Source organism: Paraglaciecola mesophila KMM 241 (genome assembly GCF_000315015.1).
Lineage (GTDB): Bacteria > Pseudomonadota > Gammaproteobacteria > Enterobacterales > Alteromonadaceae > Paraglaciecola > Paraglaciecola mesophila.
On sequence record NZ_BAEP01000007.1, the window covers coordinates 43,586 to 61,441 of the forward strand.

At 44.5% G+C, this 17,856-nt stretch carries 20 protein-coding genes; 19 read left to right on the forward strand and 1 reads right to left on the reverse strand.

The annotated features are described in order from the left end of the window. Positions 1–16: 16 nt before the first annotated feature. Positions 17–700, reverse strand: coding sequence for a YggS family pyridoxal phosphate-dependent enzyme (locus tag GMES_RS02555; RefSeq protein ID WP_006990997.1), 684 nt, complete (start codon positions 698–700; stop codon positions 17–19). A gap of 28 nt (positions 701–728) precedes the next feature. On the opposite strand from GMES_RS02555, the gene GMES_RS02560 reads away from it, so the two are divergent. From GMES_RS02560 to GMES_RS02650, 19 genes are all read left to right on the forward strand, one after another. Then, entirely contained in the window at positions 729–1,772 is a 1,044-nt protein-coding gene (locus GMES_RS02560; RefSeq protein ID WP_006990998.1) for a type IV pilus twitching motility protein PilT, read from the forward strand. Positions 1,773–1,804: 32 nt separating this feature from the next. Then, a complete protein-coding gene (locus GMES_RS02565; protein ID WP_006990999.1) occupies positions 1,805–2,917 on the forward strand; it encodes a PilT/PilU family type 4a pilus ATPase in 1,113 nt (370 codons plus the stop codon). Positions 2,918–2,952: 35 nt separating this feature from the next. Continuing rightward, entirely contained in the window at positions 2,953–3,261 is a 309-nt protein-coding gene (locus GMES_RS02570; RefSeq protein ID WP_006991000.1) for a putative signal transducing protein, read from the forward strand. Then, a complete protein-coding gene (xerD, locus tag GMES_RS02575) occupies positions 3,251–4,156 on the forward strand; it encodes a site-specific tyrosine recombinase XerD (RefSeq protein ID WP_006991001.1) in 906 nt (301 codons plus the stop codon). Before GMES_RS02570 ends, xerD begins: the two co-directional genes overlap by 11 nt. 145 nt (positions 4,157–4,301) lie before the next feature. Continuing rightward, on the forward strand, positions 4,302–5,030 hold the full coding sequence (gene dsbC / locus GMES_RS02580; RefSeq protein ID WP_006991002.1) for a bifunctional protein-disulfide isomerase/oxidoreductase DsbC: 729 nt from the start codon (positions 4,302–4,304) through the stop codon (positions 5,028–5,030). Positions 5,031–5,110: 80 nt separating this feature from the next. After that, the gene (gene recJ, locus GMES_RS02585) at positions 5,111–6,829 is read left to right on the forward strand and encodes a single-stranded-DNA-specific exonuclease RecJ (RefSeq protein WP_006991003.1); all 1,719 of its coding nucleotides are present in this window, start codon (positions 5,111–5,113) and stop codon (positions 6,827–6,829) included. Between the two features lie 99 nt (positions 6,830–6,928). Further along, positions 6,929–7,210: a hypothetical protein gene (locus GMES_RS02590; RefSeq protein WP_006991004.1), complete on the forward strand. Its 282-nt coding sequence runs from the start codon at positions 6,929–6,931 to the stop codon at positions 7,208–7,210. A gap of 57 nt (positions 7,211–7,267) precedes the next feature. Next, positions 7,268–7,990, forward strand: coding sequence for a DNA repair protein RecO (gene recO, locus GMES_RS02595; protein ID WP_006991005.1), 723 nt, complete (start codon positions 7,268–7,270; stop codon positions 7,988–7,990). Further along, positions 7,987–8,724 carry a pyridoxine 5'-phosphate synthase gene (gene pdxJ / locus GMES_RS02600; RefSeq protein WP_006991006.1) on the forward strand — a complete coding sequence of 246 codons (738 nt, stop codon included), beginning with the start codon at positions 7,987–7,989 and terminating at the stop codon, positions 8,722–8,724. Before recO ends, pdxJ begins: the two co-directional genes overlap by 4 nt. 14 nt (positions 8,725–8,738) lie before the next feature. Further along, positions 8,739–9,119 (forward strand): holo-ACP synthase, encoded by a 381-nt coding sequence (gene acpS / locus GMES_RS02605; RefSeq protein WP_006991007.1) that lies wholly within the window; start codon positions 8,739–8,741, stop codon positions 9,117–9,119. Between the two features lie 275 nt (positions 9,120–9,394). Continuing rightward, a complete protein-coding gene (relA, locus tag GMES_RS02610; RefSeq protein ID WP_006991008.1) occupies positions 9,395–11,557 on the forward strand; it encodes a GTP diphosphokinase in 2,163 nt (720 codons plus the stop codon). Beyond that, positions 11,557–12,411: a nucleoside triphosphate pyrophosphohydrolase gene (gene mazG / locus GMES_RS02615; RefSeq protein WP_006991009.1), complete on the forward strand. Its 855-nt coding sequence runs from the start codon at positions 11,557–11,559 to the stop codon at positions 12,409–12,411. Before relA ends, mazG begins: the two co-directional genes overlap by 1 nt. Before the next feature lie 167 nt (positions 12,412–12,578). Then, entirely contained in the window at positions 12,579–12,881 is a 303-nt protein-coding gene (locus GMES_RS02620) for a hypothetical protein (RefSeq protein ID WP_006991010.1), read from the forward strand. Between the two features lie 107 nt (positions 12,882–12,988). Continuing rightward, positions 12,989–13,576, forward strand: coding sequence for a CBS domain-containing protein (locus tag GMES_RS02625; protein WP_006991011.1), 588 nt, complete (start codon positions 12,989–12,991; stop codon positions 13,574–13,576). Positions 13,577–13,951: 375 nt separating this feature from the next. Beyond that, the gene (gene rplM / locus GMES_RS02630) at positions 13,952–14,380 is read left to right on the forward strand and encodes a 50S ribosomal protein L13 (RefSeq protein WP_006991012.1); all 429 of its coding nucleotides are present in this window, start codon (positions 13,952–13,954) and stop codon (positions 14,378–14,380) included. A 12-nt stretch (positions 14,381–14,392) separates the two neighbouring features. Beyond that, positions 14,393–14,785: a 30S ribosomal protein S9 gene (gene rpsI, locus GMES_RS02635; protein WP_006991013.1), complete on the forward strand. Its 393-nt coding sequence runs from the start codon at positions 14,393–14,395 to the stop codon at positions 14,783–14,785. Positions 14,786–15,041: 256 nt separating this feature from the next. Beyond that, positions 15,042–15,674 carry a ubiquinol-cytochrome c reductase iron-sulfur subunit gene (petA, locus tag GMES_RS02640; RefSeq protein ID WP_006991014.1) on the forward strand — a complete coding sequence of 211 codons (633 nt, stop codon included), beginning with the start codon at positions 15,042–15,044 and terminating at the stop codon, positions 15,672–15,674. 1 nt (position 15,675) lies between these two features. Further along, positions 15,676–16,944 carry a cytochrome b gene (locus GMES_RS02645; RefSeq protein WP_006991015.1) on the forward strand — a complete coding sequence of 423 codons (1,269 nt, stop codon included), beginning with the start codon at positions 15,676–15,678 and terminating at the stop codon, positions 16,942–16,944. Next, positions 16,941–17,675, forward strand: coding sequence for a cytochrome c1 (locus tag GMES_RS02650; protein ID WP_006991016.1), 735 nt, complete (start codon positions 16,941–16,943; stop codon positions 17,673–17,675). Before GMES_RS02645 ends, GMES_RS02650 begins: the two co-directional genes overlap by 4 nt. The last annotated feature ends 181 nt before the right edge of the window (positions 17,676–17,856 follow it).

Below are 17,856 nucleotides of genomic sequence, written 5' to 3' on the forward strand. Positions count from 1 at the left end.
GTATTCAAGCTCGATTTTACTGACGGGAACCGAAAATAGCGCTGCCGATCCTAACCATGGTTGAACCGCATTCGATAGCAAGTTGCATATCGTTTGACATTCCCATGCTCAGGGTATCAATTTGCGGATATTTTGTCTGTAGTTGCAGGAATAGCTCCTTCATAACTAACAGACTTTTGCGCTGCATATCCTCATTTTGCTGGGCCTTGGGAATAGTCATGAGTCCGCGTAATGTCAAATTGGGCATTGCGCTTATCTGCTCAGCCAACGCACTGACTTCATCAATTGCCGCCCCCGCCTTACTGCTCTCATTATCAACATTAACTTGAATACACACGTTTAGTGTTTTATGAGCACTGCGTTGATCGTTTAATCGTTGGGCGATTTTTAAGCGGTCTATGCTATGCACCCAGTGAAAGTTTTCAGCCACAGGGCGAGTCTTGTTTGATTGCAAAGGGCCGATAAAATGCCATTCAATATCGCTGAATTCGCTGAGTTGCTGGATCTTGTCGACACCTTCTTGTACATAATTTTCACCAAATAAACGGTGTCCCGCTTCATACGCTTGCACGATATCTGATACGGGTTTGGTTTTGGTTACGGCTAGTAATTTGACTGAATTTGCTGGACGATTAGCGTCACAAACACTCTGAGTGATTGTTTTCAGTGCGATTTTAAGTCGTTCTGCTATTGTTCCCATATTGCAACTTGTTAACGGAGAATAGGCTTTGGATATTACCGAACTTTTAGCCTTTAGTGTTAAAAATAACGCGTCAGATTTACACTTGTCAGCAGGCCTGCCGCCGATTATTCGCGTTGACGGAGAAATGCGCCGGTTAAATGTTCCAGCTTTAGATCACAAGCAAGTGCATGCCCTGATATACGAAATCATGAATGATAATCAGCGCAAAGAGTATGAAGAAAATTTAGAGACTGACTTCTCATTTGAGGTAAAAGACTTATCGCGTTTTCGGGTTAACGCATTCGTGCAAAACCGAGGTGCTGCCGCGGTACTTAGAACTATTCCAAGCAAAATTTTAAGCCTAGATGATTTAGGCGCGCCGCAGATATTTAAAGATATTATTAATCAGCCAACAGGAATTGTATTGGTCACTGGGGCGACTGGTTCGGGTAAAAGTACTACGCTCGCTGCCATGGTTGATCACATAAACCGCCATAAGCGGGAGCATATCCTGACCATTGAGGATCCCATTGAGTTTGTACACGAAAATAAGCTGTGCGTGATGAATCAGCGAGAAGTACATCGTGATACACACAGTTTCAGTAATGCACTGCGCTCGGCGTTACGTGAAGACCCAGATGTGATTCTTGTGGGTGAGTTGCGCGACCTTGAGACCATTCGGTTAGCGATATCAGCCGCTGAAACAGGCCATTTAGTGTTTGGCACGCTGCATACCAACTCAGCACCAAAAACCATCGACAGACTGATTGACGTGTTTCCCGCGGAAGAGAAATCCATGGTGCGCTCTATGTTGTCAGAATCATTAAGGGCGGTTATTTCACAAACCTTATTGAAAAAAGTAGGTGGTGGACGTGTGGCTGCCCATGAAATCATGCTTGGCATACCTGCTATACGTAATCTTATTCGTGAAGATAAAGTGCCGCAAATGTACTCTGTTATGCAAACCAGCCAAGCTCATGGCATGCAAACTATGGATCAGTGCTTACAAAAAATGGTCGCTCAAGGTTTGATTACCAATGAAGATGCCGCTTCATTATCGATTGATAAAAAGCCGGGCATGAATTTTTAACGCATGCAACAACGCACTTACCAGAGATAACGATGGACTTAACCCCTTACTTGCAAGAAATGACTGATTTAGATGCGTCTGATTTGTTTATCACGGTAGGCATGCCAATCAGCGCAAAAATTAACGGTCAACTCACGCCAATAGGCGGCGGTAAATTGGATGAAGATGGTGCTTGGGGCTTAGTGCAAGATGCTATGACCGATGCGCAAAAAGAGCAATTTGTGCAAACCAAAGAGTGTAATTTTGCGATTGCCAGAGAGGGGATTGGGCGATTCCGTTGCAGCGCATTTTGGCAACGCGATATGCCGGGCATGGTAATTAGGCGAATAGTGACCGACATTCCTAAAGCAGATGATTTAGGCCTGCCTGCTGTACTCAAAGATATTATAATGAGTAAACGCGGTTTGGTGTTGTTTGTTGGCGCCACGGGTACCGGTAAATCTACGTCCTTGGCAGCCTTAATTGGCCATCGCAATCAGAATTCAAGAGGACATATTCTCACCATTGAAGACCCAATTGAATTTGTTCACGAACATCAAAACTGTGTTGTAACCCAAAGAGAAGTGGGTATTGATACCCAATCTTTTGATGACGCATTAAAGAGCTCCTTGCGCCAAGCGCCAGATGTTATCTTGATTGGTGAAATCCGCTCCATGGAAACTATGGAATATGCGATGTCATTTGCCGATACTGGGCATCTATGTGTGGCTACGCTGCATGCGAATAACGCCAATCAAGCCATAGAGCGTATCATGCATTTAGCGCCGCCAGAGCAACATGAAAAACTGCGTTTTGATTTGAGCTTGAATATGCGTGCGGTCATTGCACAGCAATTGGTACCAACGGTTGACGGCAAAGGACGCGTTGCCGCCATTGAAATTTTGTTAAATTCCCCTCTGGTGACTGACTTGATACAGCGAAACGAAATTGGCGGCTTAAAAGAGGCCATGCGCAAAGGCAAAGAAATGGGCATGCAAAGTTTTGATATGGCACTTTATGCCTTGTACCAAGAACAAAAAATCAGCTTGGAACAAGCAATACACCATGCCGATTCACCCAATGACTTGCGCCTGATGATTAAACTTGATTCTGATCAAGGTAACGCATTAGGTTCATTGTCAAATGTATCTATCGATATGGATTAAGCTATTTACTCTACTCACGCAGTTTTTGAGACATGATGAGAATTTACACAAATAACGACCGCTTTATGGTGTGGCAAGTCAAACAGCTTCTTGATGAGCATAAGATCCCATGCTTTATCAAAAACGAATTCGCCAGCGGTGCTATGGGAGAGTTATCTCCCTTAGATTGTCAGCCAGAAGTGTGGCTAAACGATGCTAGCTGGCAGGCGCGAGCAGAGACTCTTATCGAACAAATGCAGGAGCACACTGCCATCGAATGGGTGTGTTCTGGTTGTGGCGAAACCAATGGTGGAAATTTTGAGGTCTGCTGGCAATGTGGGCAGGAAACGCACGTTGACCAGTAAGCTTGATAACCACGAGGTAATTGAACAATTCTTAGATACGATTTGGTTAGAAAAAGGGTTGAGTGAAAACACCCTAGATGCCTATCGCAGTGACCTGACTAAATTTAGCGATTTCTTAGAGGCGCAATCCTCTACCGTTAATTTGCTTGATATTCAAACCGAGGATATTAATCAGTACATGGCGAAGCGTTTTGACAGTGGTTTGTCTGAGCGCAGCAGTGCACGTTGTTTAAGTAGTTTACGGCGTTTTTCAGGCTACATGTTGGCACACGGGTTACGTGAAGATGATCCCGTCAGTCGTATGCAAAACCCTAAACTGAGTAAACCACTGCCTAAAACGCTTTCAGAACAGCAAGTGGATGATTTACTCAATGCACCACAAACGGATGACCCTGTACAATTGCGCGACAAAGCCATGCTTGAGGTTTTATACGCTACCGGCTTACGGGTCACTGAGTTAGTCACATTGCGCGTCGGTCAATTGAGTATTTCACAAGGTGTGGTCAGAGTGACCGGCAAAGGTAATAAGGAGCGCCTAGTGCCGCTAGGGGAAGAAGCACTAGATTGGCTCACAACATACATGAAAGAGGCGAGAGGAGCACTGCTGCGAAATGAAAGCGACGTGTTGTTTCCCAGCAACCGCGGCACGATCATGACGCGACAGACATTCTGGCACCGCATCAAGTTTCACGCCTCGCAAGCCAACATTACCAGTGATTTATCACCGCATACCTTACGCCATGCTTTTGCTACCCATTTGTTGAATCACGGTGCAGATCTACGCGTTGTGCAAATGTTGTTAGGTCACAGTGATTTATCCACCACGCAAATTTATACCCACGTGGCCACTGCTCGTTTACAAGAATTGGTTTCAGCACATCACCCCAGAGGATAGCGCTCTTACATTGCCGTCAATAGTGTGAGTAATTGTGTCGTGCTCTTGGTATCAAGGCCATTAGCAGTTACTATGTTCGCCTATAAAAATGAAATTATTTTTCCCTACTGGGGTCTTATCTTTAGCCGTTCAAGTTGGAATTTATATGAAATATCGTGCTTTATTCGTCGCTGCATTTGCCTTTTTATCGGTCAGCCTTAGTGTTAGCGCTGCATCAGGTAGCAGTCAAAATCTTGATAGTGTTAAGCAAAAAATCCAAATGTCATTGGGCATGCAAGTCACGTCCATTGGTGATGCGCCAGTTCCTGGCCTATTACAAGTACAAACTGATAAAGGCTTGTTTTACACCAGTGAAGATGGCAAGTACTTCCTTCAAGCCCGTATATTCAATCTAGATGAAGGTATGCGCAACGAGACTGAAACAACATTGACTAAAATGCGAGTTGATGGGGTTGAGCACTTTAAAAACTCTGTGATTGAATACAAAGCAGATAAAGAAAAGTACGTGGTGAATGTGTTTACTGATATTACCTGTGGTTATTGCCGTAAGTTGCATAATCAAATGGATGAATACAATGATTTAGGTATTACCGTTCGTTATTTAGCTTTTCCTCGCGCAGGCTTAAATAGTAAGCCGTATCAGGATATGGTGTCAGTTTGGTGTTCAGCTAATCCGCAAAAAGCCTTGAATGAAGCGAAAGGTGGTGAAAACGTGGCGAAAGCAAGTTGTTCAAATCAAGTCGCTGAGCAGTATAATTTTGGTCAGAGTGTAGGCGTAAATGGTACACCCAATATTATTTTACCTAATGGCAGTGTAGTGCCTGGTTACCAACCACCGATGCAATTACTACAAGCTATTCAAGACGCCTCATAATATGTTAAGCAGGAGTGCATGCTCCTGCTTTCTGCCTTATCGTTTACCCCTATTTATTGTTATCAACCTAGAGTAAGTTTGTGCAAATACGTCGCCGTTCCCCTGTTTCTGATGAGCATTTACCAGACTCCATCAACCCTACCTTAAAGCAAATATACGCCTCTCGCGGCATTACTTCTGAGCAACAACTTGAGCGAAGCGCTAAAGCGCTATTGCATTACAAAGACATGTCAGGCGTTGATACAGCTGTGCGTATATTGGCTGATGCATTAGCCAAGGGTAGACGGATAATCATTGTAGGGGATTTCGATGCAGATGGAGCGACGAGTACGGCGCTGAGCATGCTGGCGCTGGGCATGATGGGCAGTAAAAACCATGACTACCTAGTGCCAAATCGCTTTAACTTTGGTTACGGGCTGAGTCCGCAAATTGTTGATGTGGCCCACGAGCAAGGTGCTCAGGTGATCATGACAGTGGATAACGGCATAGCGTGTTTTGCTGGGGTTGAGCGCGCCAAAGAACTAGGCATAACCGTGGTGATAACGGACCATCACTTAGCGGCAGAATCGTTACCTGTTGCAGATGCCATTGTTAACCCGAATCAACCAAACTGCTCGTTTATGTCCAAGAACTTGGCTGGGGTGGGCGTTGCATTTTATTTGATGCTCGCGCTAAGAGCACATATGCGCCAAATTGATTGGTTCACACAGAACAATCTTGCGGTGCCAAATTTAGCAGACTTACTGGATATTGTGGCGTTGGGTACCGTAGCCGATGTGGTGCCGTTGGATGAAAACAACCGCATCTTGGTGCATCAGGGGTTATTGCGTATTCGCAGTGATAAGTGCCGCCCGGGTATTCAAGCCTTGGTAGATGTCGCAGGGCGAGATAAACGTAAAATGGTAGCTTCCGATTTGGGGTTTGTTATCGGGCCAAGGTTAAATGCTGCTGGAAGATTAGACGACATGTCCATGGGGATTGAGTGTTTACTGACGGATTCCGATTACAAAGCAAAGCAAATTGCCGTTGAGCTAGACAGTTTAAACCGTGAACGTCGTGAAATTGAACAATCCATGCAGCAAGAAGCGGTAACGGCCCTCGAAAATTTACAATTATCAGAGCAAGACATGCCCCATGGCTTGGTATTGTACCAGGCTGATTTTCATCAAGGCGTTATTGGTATTTTGGCTGGGCGTATCAAAGAAAAGTACTTTAGACCCACCATTGCTTTTGCTCATCAAGATGATGAAATACTTAAGGGCTCAGCGCGCTCTATTCCTGGAGTGCATATTCGTGATTTATTAGAAGAACTCAGCACTCGCTACCCTGGTGTTATCATCAAATTTGGTGGCCACGCTATGGCGGCTGGCTTGAGCATCGAAGTGGGTAAATTAGACGAATTTAAATTGCGCTTTACCCAACTGGCTGAAGAACATTTAGCAGGTAAACCGCTGGCAGGCGAGCTTATTTCAGACGGTGAAATACCAGCAAGCTCGTTGACCTTGGAATTCAGCCAATTACTGAAAGACGCCGGACCTTGGGGGCAAGGTTTCCCTGAGCCACTTTTTGATGGTGAGTTTGAATTAGTTGAACAGCGCATCGTCGGCCAAAAGCATTTAAAAATGATGCTGCGTATGCCGACTGGGAAATTAATCGATGCAATTGCGTTTAACGTTGATACCCAAATATGGCCTAACGAGCAATGCAAACACGTGGAGTTGGCCTACAAATTAGATATTAACGAATTTCGCGGTCGTACCTCTTTGCAGTTTTTAGTCGAGGGATTAAATCCACTTTAATTACCCCGAAATAGGGATGTTAACCATGTGCAGACTGGATATCGTTTTGTCTTCGCTGTGGTGCTATTATATCTATTCTTAGGCAAACAGGGCGCAATGATGGCAAAAAAATCGGAAATCGATAAGCTGCTTAGTAAGCATGATGAGTTGACCCATTCTGAAGATATGAGCGTAGAATCTCACGTGCAACGTAATGAAGATCAATGGTTTGTAAATACCTTGATGATTAAAGGCTACGACGTTCCGTTTCGCTTTCGCCGTAAAAAACAATATAAAAATCTTGAAGGTGCGCGGGTCAATTTAACCTACTATCCCATCACTGAAGATGTCGCCGGATTTCCTTTTGAAGCTATGAAAGTCGTTAGGATCAAGGTTTCTTAATACTATTTAATATCCGGTAATATCCGGTTATTTTCTCCTGCAATTGAAGAGCATCTTGTGGCAGCTGAACAACTCAATGGCTATGTATTGCATCGACGTGCATATCGCGAAACAAGCTTTCTGGTTAACATTTTTACCTTGGAAAACGGCAAGGTGTCCGCTGTCGTGAAAGGTGTTCGCGGCAGCAAAAGCGACAAAAAGAGCCTTCTTCAACCGTTTCAGCCGCTATTGATTGCCGTGTCAGGGCGTTCTGAATTAAAAAACTTACAACAGGTAGAACCAACCGGCGCAATGATACGCTTGGCCGGGCAAGCTTTGTATTGCGCCCTGTATTTGAACGAAGTTTTGAATCGTGTACTGGCGGATGAGATCCCGCACCCCGAGATTTTCGTACTGTATAAACAAAGTATGCATGCTCTGGTAGTCCAAACAAACTTTGAACCCGTTTTGCGTAGCTTTGAGCTAGGCCTGCTTGATGCACTAGGTTACGGAATTGACCTTACCCATGATGCTGATACAGGCCAGCCTCTTGCTGATAATGGATACTACCGAATTGTTCCTGAGCTCGGTTGCGTTTATCAAGGTGATATACGTTTGTCTGGATGCTATTCAGGCCAAAGTTTATTAAATGTGGCCAGCGAAAACTGGGACAAAGACAGCTTATTAGCCGCTAAGCGTATCACTCGAACCACGCTCGGGGAGTTGTTAGGCAATAAACCGCTAATGAGCAGAGAGTTATTTAAACAAACCCATTTTAAATCGAAAGGGAGAGAGCTTTGAGAGACATTCTTTTAGGGGTCAACATCGACCATATTGCCACATTACGTAACGCTCGAGGCACGAGTTATCCCGATCCTGTTCACGCTGCTGACATCGCTGAGCGCTCAGGGGCAGATGGTATCACGGTACACTTACGCGAAGACAGACGACATATCATGGACCGAGACGTCGCCCTGCTGCGCCAAACGATCAATACCCGATTAAATTTAGAAATGGCCGTGACCGATGAAATGGTTGAAATTGCCCTTAACACTCAACCCGAATTCTGTTGTTTAGTCCCTGAAAAGCGCGAAGAGCTGACCACCGAAGGCGGATTGGACGTAGTGGGTAATCAACAGAAAATAGCAAACGCATGTAAGCAACTTGGTGATGCAGGCATTTTGGTTTCATTATTTATTGATGCTGATTTTGCCCAAATTGATGCTGCGCTAGCGTGTAATGCGCCGTATATCGAAATTCACACTGGCCAATATGCTGAAGCTAAAAATGAAGCCGAGCAAGAAGCCGAACTAGCAAAATTAGTGGCAGGCATCGAATATGCTGACGCCAAAGGACTTAAGGTCAATGCAGGGCATGGTTTGCATTATCATAACGTTAAACCCATTGCAGCTATAACGCAGATTATCGAATTGAACATTGGCCACGCTATTATCGCTCGCGCTGCATTTGATGGATTAGATAAAGCCGTGTCAGACATGCGCAGTTTAATGTTAGAAGCACGCAGCGGACACTAGATGGGGGAGTCGCAATGGCGGTGATGGGGTTAGGTACAGACATCATTGAAATCGGGCGTATCGAGAAACAATTGACGCGCTCTAATCGTTTAGCACAGCGCGTATTGACCGCTACTGAGCTGGCAATATTCGACGAGCACTCGTTTCCAGCCCGCTATTTGGCTAAGCGTTTTGCCGCGAAAGAAGCCGCGGTCAAGGCATTGGGAGTTGGCATAGGTAACGGCATTAGCTTTCAAGATGTTGAGGTGCACAATTTACCCTCCGGGCAACCTTTTCTGAAGTTCTATGCAAAGTATGCCCAACTATGTGAGCAGCGTAATATTACCTCAAGTCATATCTCGATTTCAGATGAGCAGCATTACGCAATTGCTACTGTCATTTTAGAGTCCCCCTAAGACTTAATGCTATGTTTTGGTGCGCGAGTATAAATAGAGCGCACCAAAAATGCAGGAATTACATTAATGAGAGCATATTTTTGCTAGTATTAGGCTTCATTGTCGGCAATTTTCAACTGCGCACCGGCAGTAATGCAGCGAATACGACACGTTCGCCGCGGTTATTATAGGACTTTTCCTGTTCGGCAAAGTTGGCGCATTTACTGTATATATTTATCATTTTTCAGCCTAGGCAAGCGCGTGGGTGTTAACGTTACTGAATACAAGGATACGTTATGGTTGCTATCCGCAAAGTTCACGAGTCCAAACGGCCCCCTTTCGATGAATGGTTAGATTCGCTGTCCCTTTCTGATGTGTGTAAGCATAAATTACGGGAAGTGTCGGACACTCCAGAGATCTTGCTCGTGGGTCAAGAAATGGTGGAAATTCTGCATGAATTGCACATGGATGATGAGACGCTTCAAGCATCGCTTGTCTACCCATATTGCCAAACCCACGAATTAACAGAAGAGCAAATTGAAGAGCGCTTTGGTACGGGCATTCAAAAGCTCATTACTGGCGTTAGGCGCATGGACGCCATCAAGTCTTTACACACCAGAGCCAACAGCGCTCGCAAAAACGATGAAGAGCAAATAGATAACGTGCGGCGTATGCTGCTAGCCATGGTCGAAGATGTGAGAGCCGTCGTCATTAAATTGGCTGAGCGAATTTGTGCCTTACAACAAGTCAAAAATGAGGACGAAGAGACTCGTGTTTTAGTAGCTCGTGAATGCTCTAATATTTATGCCCCACTGGCTAACCGTTTGGGGATAGGGCAGTTGAAATGGGAGCTTGAAGATCTCTCGTTTCGTTATCTGCGCCCAGAAACGTACATGCAAATAGCTAATTTATTGGATGAGCGACGCACAGATCGCCAGCAATACATTGAAGATTTCGTAGAAGAATTACAGACCGCGTTAGATGCACAGCACATCAAAGCGAAAGTGTACGGTCGACCTAAGCATATATACAGCATCTGGAAAAAGATGCAGAAAAAGCACCTTAGCTTTGAACAACTGTTCGACATTCGTGCCGTGCGAGTTATCGCCGATCGGTTGCAGGATTGTTACGGTGCGTTGGGTGTAGTGCACTCAAATTGGCAGCATATACCACGGGAATTTGACGATTATATCGCAACGCCAAAGCCCAATGGTTATCAATCGATTCATACGGTCGCCTTAGGTAAAGAAGATAAGACCATTGAGATCCAAATTCGTACCGCGCAAATGCATCAAGACGCAGAGCTAGGTGTAGCCGCCCATTGGCGCTACAAAGAAGGTACCAGTAGCAGCCGCTCAGGTTATGAAGAGCGTATCAACTGGTTGCGTAAAATACTGTTATGGCAAGAAGAAGTAGCAGAATCTGGCGACTTGGTCGAGGAATTACGCAGTCAGGTATTTGACGATCGCGTTTATGTCTTTACACCCAAAGGCGATGTTGTCGATTTACCACTTGGCTCAACCCCATTAGATTTCGCATATTACATTCACAGTAATGTGGGTCACAGATGTATTGGGGCAAAAGTAGGTGGGCGAATTGTGCCATTTACCTACGAATTACGTACGGGGGACCAAGTCGATATTTTGACTGGTAAGCAGCTCAACCCTAGTCGCGACTGGATGCACCCTGGACTTGGGTACGTTCATTCGTCTCGTGCTCGTGCAAAAATTCATACCTATTTCAAAAAACAAGACAAAGACAAAAACCTTGCCGCGGGTAAAGAGATATTTGAGCGAGAGTTACAAAAAGCCGGTATTGATAGTAAAGACATTGCCCAGGCATGTGCGCGATATAATATGCATACCGCAGATGACTTATATGCCGCAATAGGTGCTGGCGACATTCGCCTAATGCAAGTGGTGCATTATCTGCAGCAATTGCATGCCCCACCAGCGGATATCGACCCAAGGATAAAACCTAAAAAGCCGCAATCGAATAAATTTAAGAAAGATACCGTTGTGGTGGAAGGCGTAGGTAATTTGATGACGCAAATTGCTGGGTGTTGCCAACCGCTACCTGGTGAAACCATTCAAGGTTATATTACGCAGGGCCGTGGTGTCAGCGTGCACAGAGAAGACTGTGAACAACTCAGTCATTTGTTAGAACAACATCCTGAACGAGAAATTGATGTGGACTGGGCAAGTAATATCAATGCCTCTTTCCAAACTTATATTCAGGTATTTTGCAGTGACAGAGACGGTTTATTACGGGATATCACGACTGTGCTGGCCAACGAAAAAGTGGGATTACTAGGGGTCAATAGTGCAAGTGACGTGAAATTCGGCCTCGCACGTATTTCGTTAAGGTTGGAGCTTAAAGACCTGCAGGGGTTGTCACGAGTGATAAGTCGTATTGAAGGGATAAAAGGTGTGTCAATGGTTCAGCGTACAGATAACTAATGAAATCCGAGTCAGTGCCAGAGATAAACAAACGACAAGACAAGGGCAACAATGCGAATGAAAGCGCGTTAAGCGAACTGTTAAGCATTATGCGAACCCTACGTGACCCGACTAATGGTTGCGATTGGGATAAGCAACAGACGTTTGCCAGTATAGCGCCTTACACGATTGAAGAAGCATACGAAGTTGCCGATGCCATTGATAAAGGTGATATGGCCGATATTCGCGACGAACTGGGGGATTTGCTCTTTCAAGTGGTGTTTTACGCTCAGATGGGGCAAGAGCAACACGCGTTTGCCTTTGATGATATTGCACGAGGAATCTCCGCTAAGTTACGCCGTCGGCATCCGCACATATTCGCCGATGAAAACGGCCAAGTTACGCTAGCGAAAAAAGGCCAGTGGGAGAGCATTAAAGCTCAAGAACGTATCGCCGCGGGTAAAACGGAAGATAAAAGTATTTTAGCCAATGTGCCTGCGAGTATGTCACCGTTACTTCGCGCCCAAAAGCTGCAGCAAAAATGCGCGAAATTTGGTTTTGATTGGCCTGAGCTGGCGCCGGTTCTGGACAAACTTCAAGAAGAAATTAATGAGGTGATGGCTGAAGTGAATGCTCCCACGCCCGATCAATCAGCGATTGAAGATGAAATAGGAGACGTTCTTTTTTCGGTGGTGAATCTAGCACGTCACGTTAAGGTGGATGCGCAAACGGCCCTACGAAGGGCGTCTAATAAGTTTGAGCAGCGCTTTCGGCAAGTAGAGCTCATAGCGCAGCAGCAAGGGCAAACAATCCGTGACACATCACTGGATGAGCTAGAAGTATTTTGGCAACAGGCGAAAGCACTTTCTAAATAATCTGTTGCCTTGTTTAGATCGACGTTTGATCTGCTTACAGACAATCTATGTTGCTCCTTGTTACAAACTTTGATTTCACTTTTTACATACTCGGTGTAGATTTGAAATTTAGTATTATGAAATTCCCATTTTCAAGAGGTGTTGCGTTTAATTAACCGCGTTAGATTATGAATAAGTTACTTGTCCTGCTATTTCCTTTGTTGTTCTCGTTACTCAGTGTTGAGGGACGGGTGGCGAGCAGCGGCAACGTAAATATCGAACGCAGTGCGTTGTTGTCAGACGTATTAGACTCACAATCTTTGCAGTTATCCCAAGAAGCGGATGACCGTGAAGAACATTTCCATATCGGATTCAAACATCCAACGTTGCGCATAAAAGCCAAGCAAGCACGCTATTCCGTGGCGGCACAGGCGTCTAATGGGCAAACTGTTGGTTCAACTAGTATTCGCGCCCCTCCTTCCATTCTTTAATTTATCTATATCCAGTTCACGCATTGTACTTAGCAATGCGCTTACATAAATTAATTGAATTAACACCTCAGCATTAGGTTGCCTAATGACGGGGGAGGAAGAAAATCATGAAAAACATCGCCCTTTACGAATTAAATCAATTAGATGAATTAGCATGGCCTGAAACGTTTCAAGGGGTTTCCCTTGATTCCCCCGCCACGTCAGTGTTTACTGATTTCAAAAAAACAAAACCAATTGTCATTCAAGCTGATACGCCTATCTCTGAAGTAGAACAGCGTATGATCGAAGAAAAAGTACGCTTGAAAATTGTGCTCGATAGCGCTAATAAGTTTATCGGCGTAATTAGCCTTGACGACTTGAACGATCAAGAAAAAATAAAGCGCATTGCCTCTGGTATTGAGCGCCCCGATTTATGCGTTCGTCATTTTATGCGTACCAAAGCAGACCTAAAAGTGATTTTATTGCGGGAGTTAAAACGCTCTAGTGTCGGTGATTTGGTCGAAATGCTCAAAGCCAACGGCCTACAACATTGTTTAGTGGTTGACAGCGAAGCACATCAGATCCGTGGCATCGTATCAGCCAGTGACTTAGCAAAAGGCTTAGGCATTGCGATGAATTTGAGTGTTAGTCCAACCTTTTTTGATATCTTTAATGAAGTCTATAGTGAAGCGCCATTGTTCAAGGCCTACGGCTAAGAACCAAGGCTTTTTTATAATACCAATCCCATTTAAATTTTCGCTGAGTGGCTAATTATTTAATTGAGTTGGTATAATAGGAATACGAGGAATTTGTTGCGTGGTAAATTCCTCGTATTGCCAACTGTTAGTGACAAATTGTGATAATTTTTCTTACTGTACCCAGCCAAAAATGCGCATTTTCTGCTCGCGTTTCGTAAAAACATCTGTATAATTCGCGCCCTGCCCAGTTACACCCACTTTGGGAAAGTGGAAGAATCGTACGACTCGAAGGGGTCAGTGTATTGATTTTAGCGGTTTCTGAGGTTGCAAACTCCGGTTTGAAATAGCAGAAACAACGTAACATTTAGACATATATTTTTTGGGTAATATTAGATGAAAACTTTTGTTGCAAAGCCAGAAACGGTAAAACGTGAATGGTATGTGGTAGACGCCGCAGACAAAACACTAGGTCGTTTAGCGACTGAAATTGCTAGCCGTTTGCGCGGAAAGCATAAGCCTGAGTACACACCTCATGTGGACACAGGGGATTACATTGTTGTGATCAACGCAGAGAAAGTAGTAGTTACCGGCAACAAAGCCAAAGGTAAAATGTACTACTCTCACACTGGTTACCCAGGCGGTCTTAAAGAGACTAACTTCGAGAAGTTACAAGCCTTCAAACCAGAGATGATCATTGAAAAAGCGGTTAAAGGTATGTTGCCAAAAGGTCCTCTTGGACGCGATATGTTCCGCAAAATGAAAGTCTTCGCTGGTCCTGAGCATAAACACGCTGCTCAACAGCCTCAAGTCTTAGACATTTAAGGAGCATAGAAAATGGCAGATACTCAATACTACGGCACTGGTCGCCGCAAAAGCTCTACCGCTCGTGTTTTCCTTCGTGCAGGTAGTGGTAACATCGTTGTTAACAAACGTCCTCTAGATGAATTCTTCGGTCGTGAAACGGCACGAATGATTGTTCGTCAACCACTAGAATTGGTTGAGATGACTGAAAAATTCGATCTATACGTCACAGTTGCTGGCGGCGGAATTAGCGGCCAAGCGGGCGCCATTCGTCACGGTATTACTCGTGCATTGATGGAATTTGATGAGACACTTCGTCCTTCTCTACGTAAAGCTGGTTTCGTAACCCGTGATGCACGTAAAGTTGAGCGTAAGAAAGTGGGTCTACACAAAGCGCGTAAGCGTCCACAATTCTCAAAACGTTAATCGTTTTTACGAATTCGAAACCCGGCTATTCGCCGGGTTTTTTTTGGCCTAATTTTAGCTAAAACGCCGTCTTGTACAAATTTCCCTCTTAAGTCTCGGTATTTCTTCGTTTTATTAACGAATTCCTTGTATTTATTGTGGGTTTTCTTTTATCATTTTCGGTTAATGACAAAACTATAACTTCTTTTAGTTCGTAAGGTATCTAAAGCCTTTTTGCAAAGAAGTGTGAGCAAATTCAACCCTCGGAGATTATTGGATGAGCAATGTATCATTAGATGCGAATGATTCGTCTGTTACCGAAAACCAACCGCAAGACAACAATCGACGTCGTTTTTTGACTGTCGCTACGTCCGTTGTGGGTGGTGTCGGTGTCGCAGGTGCTGCTATACCTTTCATCGGTTCATGGAACCCCAGTGTGAAAGCGCGAGCAGCCGGTGCTGATGTAGAAGCAGATATAAGTAAAATCGAGCCTGGACAGCTTATTCGCGTTATTTGGCGTAGTAAGCCAGTTTGGATCACCAGACGCACACCAGAATTGCTTGAATCGTTGACCAAAATTGATGATTTATTGAAAGATCCAAATTCTGAAGAGGATCAACAACCTGAGTTCGCTCGTAATTCATATCGTTCAATTAAAGCGGAATACTCCGTATTGGTGGGGATTTGTACTCACCTAGGTTGTTCCCCTCAACATTTAAAAGATGGCGCATTCGAAGAGTATGTTGAAGGTGTTCCTGAAGGCTTCCATTGCCCGTGTCATGGTTCTAAATTTGATATGGCTGGTCGAGTATTCAATAACGTTCCTGCACCACTTAACTTGGTTGTTCCGCCGTATATGTACCTGGATGACAACACCATTTTGATTGGTTCCGAAGAAGGGGCTGCATAATATGTTTAAAAATTTAATGGATTGGATTGAATACCGCTTGCCAATCATGCGTGTGGCAAACATGCATGCGATTCAATATCCTGCACCGCGTAACATGAACTTTTGGTACGTGTTTGGCTTTCTAGCTACCATCGTACTCGTTAACCAAATCGTGACTGGTGTTTGGTTAACCATGAGTTTTGAGCCTTCAGCCGAGCGAGCGTTCGCATCAGTTGAATACATCATGCGTGATGTAGAATATGGTTGGATCTTACGTTATATGCACAGTACCGGCGCTTCTGCGTTCTTTATTGTGGTGTATTTGCATATGTTCCGCGGCATGATTTATGGTTCTTACCAGAAGCCACGTGAGTTACTGTGGTTGTTCGGTATGTTCATCTACTTGGCCTTAATGGCAGAAGCGTTCATGGGGTATGTATTACCTTGGGGGCAAATGTCTTACTGGGGTGCGCAGGTTATCGTATCCTTGTTCAGTGCCATTCCTGTTATCGGCCCAGACCTAGTGATTTGGATCCAAGGTGACTATGTTATCTCGGGAGCAACGCTGAACCGATTCTTTGCTTTGCACGTCATTGCATTACCGCTGGTTATCGTTATTCTTGTGTTTTTGCATATAGTTGCACTGCATGAAGTGGGGTCGAACAACCCTGATGGAACCGACGTTAAACGTAAGAAAGGCTCACTAACAGAAGCCGAAAAAACCAAGTTCAAAATACATGAGTACTACACAGATAAGTACGACATTATTGATGATATTGTACCTTTCTTCCCGCATATTGTGCTTAAAGACTTAGTGGCTTTCAGCCTGTTCTTAATCGCTTTTTGCTACATCATGTTCTTTAACCCAGGAATGGGCGGCTATTTCTTAGAGCACCCTAACTTTGAAATTGCTAATCCGCTTAAAACACCTGAGCACATTTTCCCTGTTTGGTACTTCACGCCTTTCTATGCAATTTTGAAAGCCGTACCGCATAAATTGGGTGGTGTAATTTGTATGTTCGCAGCCATTGTTGCCTTGGCGCTATTGCCTTGGATTGACCGTGGACGTGTTAAGTCTTGGCGTTACCGCTGTGGCCTGCACCGTTGGAACCTGATCGTATTTGCTGGCGTGTTTATCTTCCTAGGATACCTAGGTGGCACACCTCAAGAAGCGTGGAAAATTATTGCTTCGCAAATTTTGACCATAATGTATTTCGGCTTTTTCTTCTTACTGTGGATATACAGTAAAAACGAGAGAACTAAGCCAGTTCCAGCGAGGATTACAGGATGAAGAAGTTAATACTCGTTTTAGCATTTTTATTGCCAAATGCAGTATTCGCAGCGGGCGGCGGTGCTCACTTAGACACAGCTGACTACGATTTAACAGACAAGGCATCATTGCAAAACGGCGCTAAGATCTTTCAGAACTACTGTTTAGGTTGTCACCAAATGCAGTACCAACGCTATCAACGTGCGTTCGAAGATTTAGGTATCCCTGTTGAGCTTGGTCAGGAAAACTTACAGTTCACTGGTGAAAAGCCCGGCGAGTATATTAAAAATGGTATGCCTGCTGATGCTGCTGCTAAATGGTTTGGTGCGCCGCCTCCAGATTTAACCCTGGTAGCTCGTGTACGTGGTGCTGATTGGTTGTATACCTATTTACGTACGTTCTACGTTGATGAGAGCCGTCCGTTTGGTGTGAATAACTTAGTGTTCCCTGAAGTGGGTATGCCACATGTATTGCAAGAGTTGCAAGGTGTACCTCGCAAGACGACTGAAGAGCATATGGTCGATGGTGAAATGGTCGAACGCTACGTAGGTATCAAATCTGATGGTACTGGCGAGTTAAGCCCAGAAGAATATGACAGTGCAGTTTTGGACTTAGTGAACTACCTAGTGTACACCGGTGAGCCTTCACGCCTAGAGTCTGAGAGTATCGGACGCTGGGTCATAATATTCTTGTTGGTGTTCTTCGTACTTATTTACCTATTGAAGAAAGATTATTGGAGAGATGTGCATTAATTCTACAAAAGTTAATGTATAATCCGCAAAATTTTAAGGGGCCCCGTGCCCCTTTCTTATCACTGGTAGATTAATTTACCGTTTTGCTGTTAATACGGCCTTAACCAGGGTGTAAAAACAGTGATATTGGATATTTCAGCAGGCTTTATTGAAAGTATAAACAGCTGGATATTCGAATTTA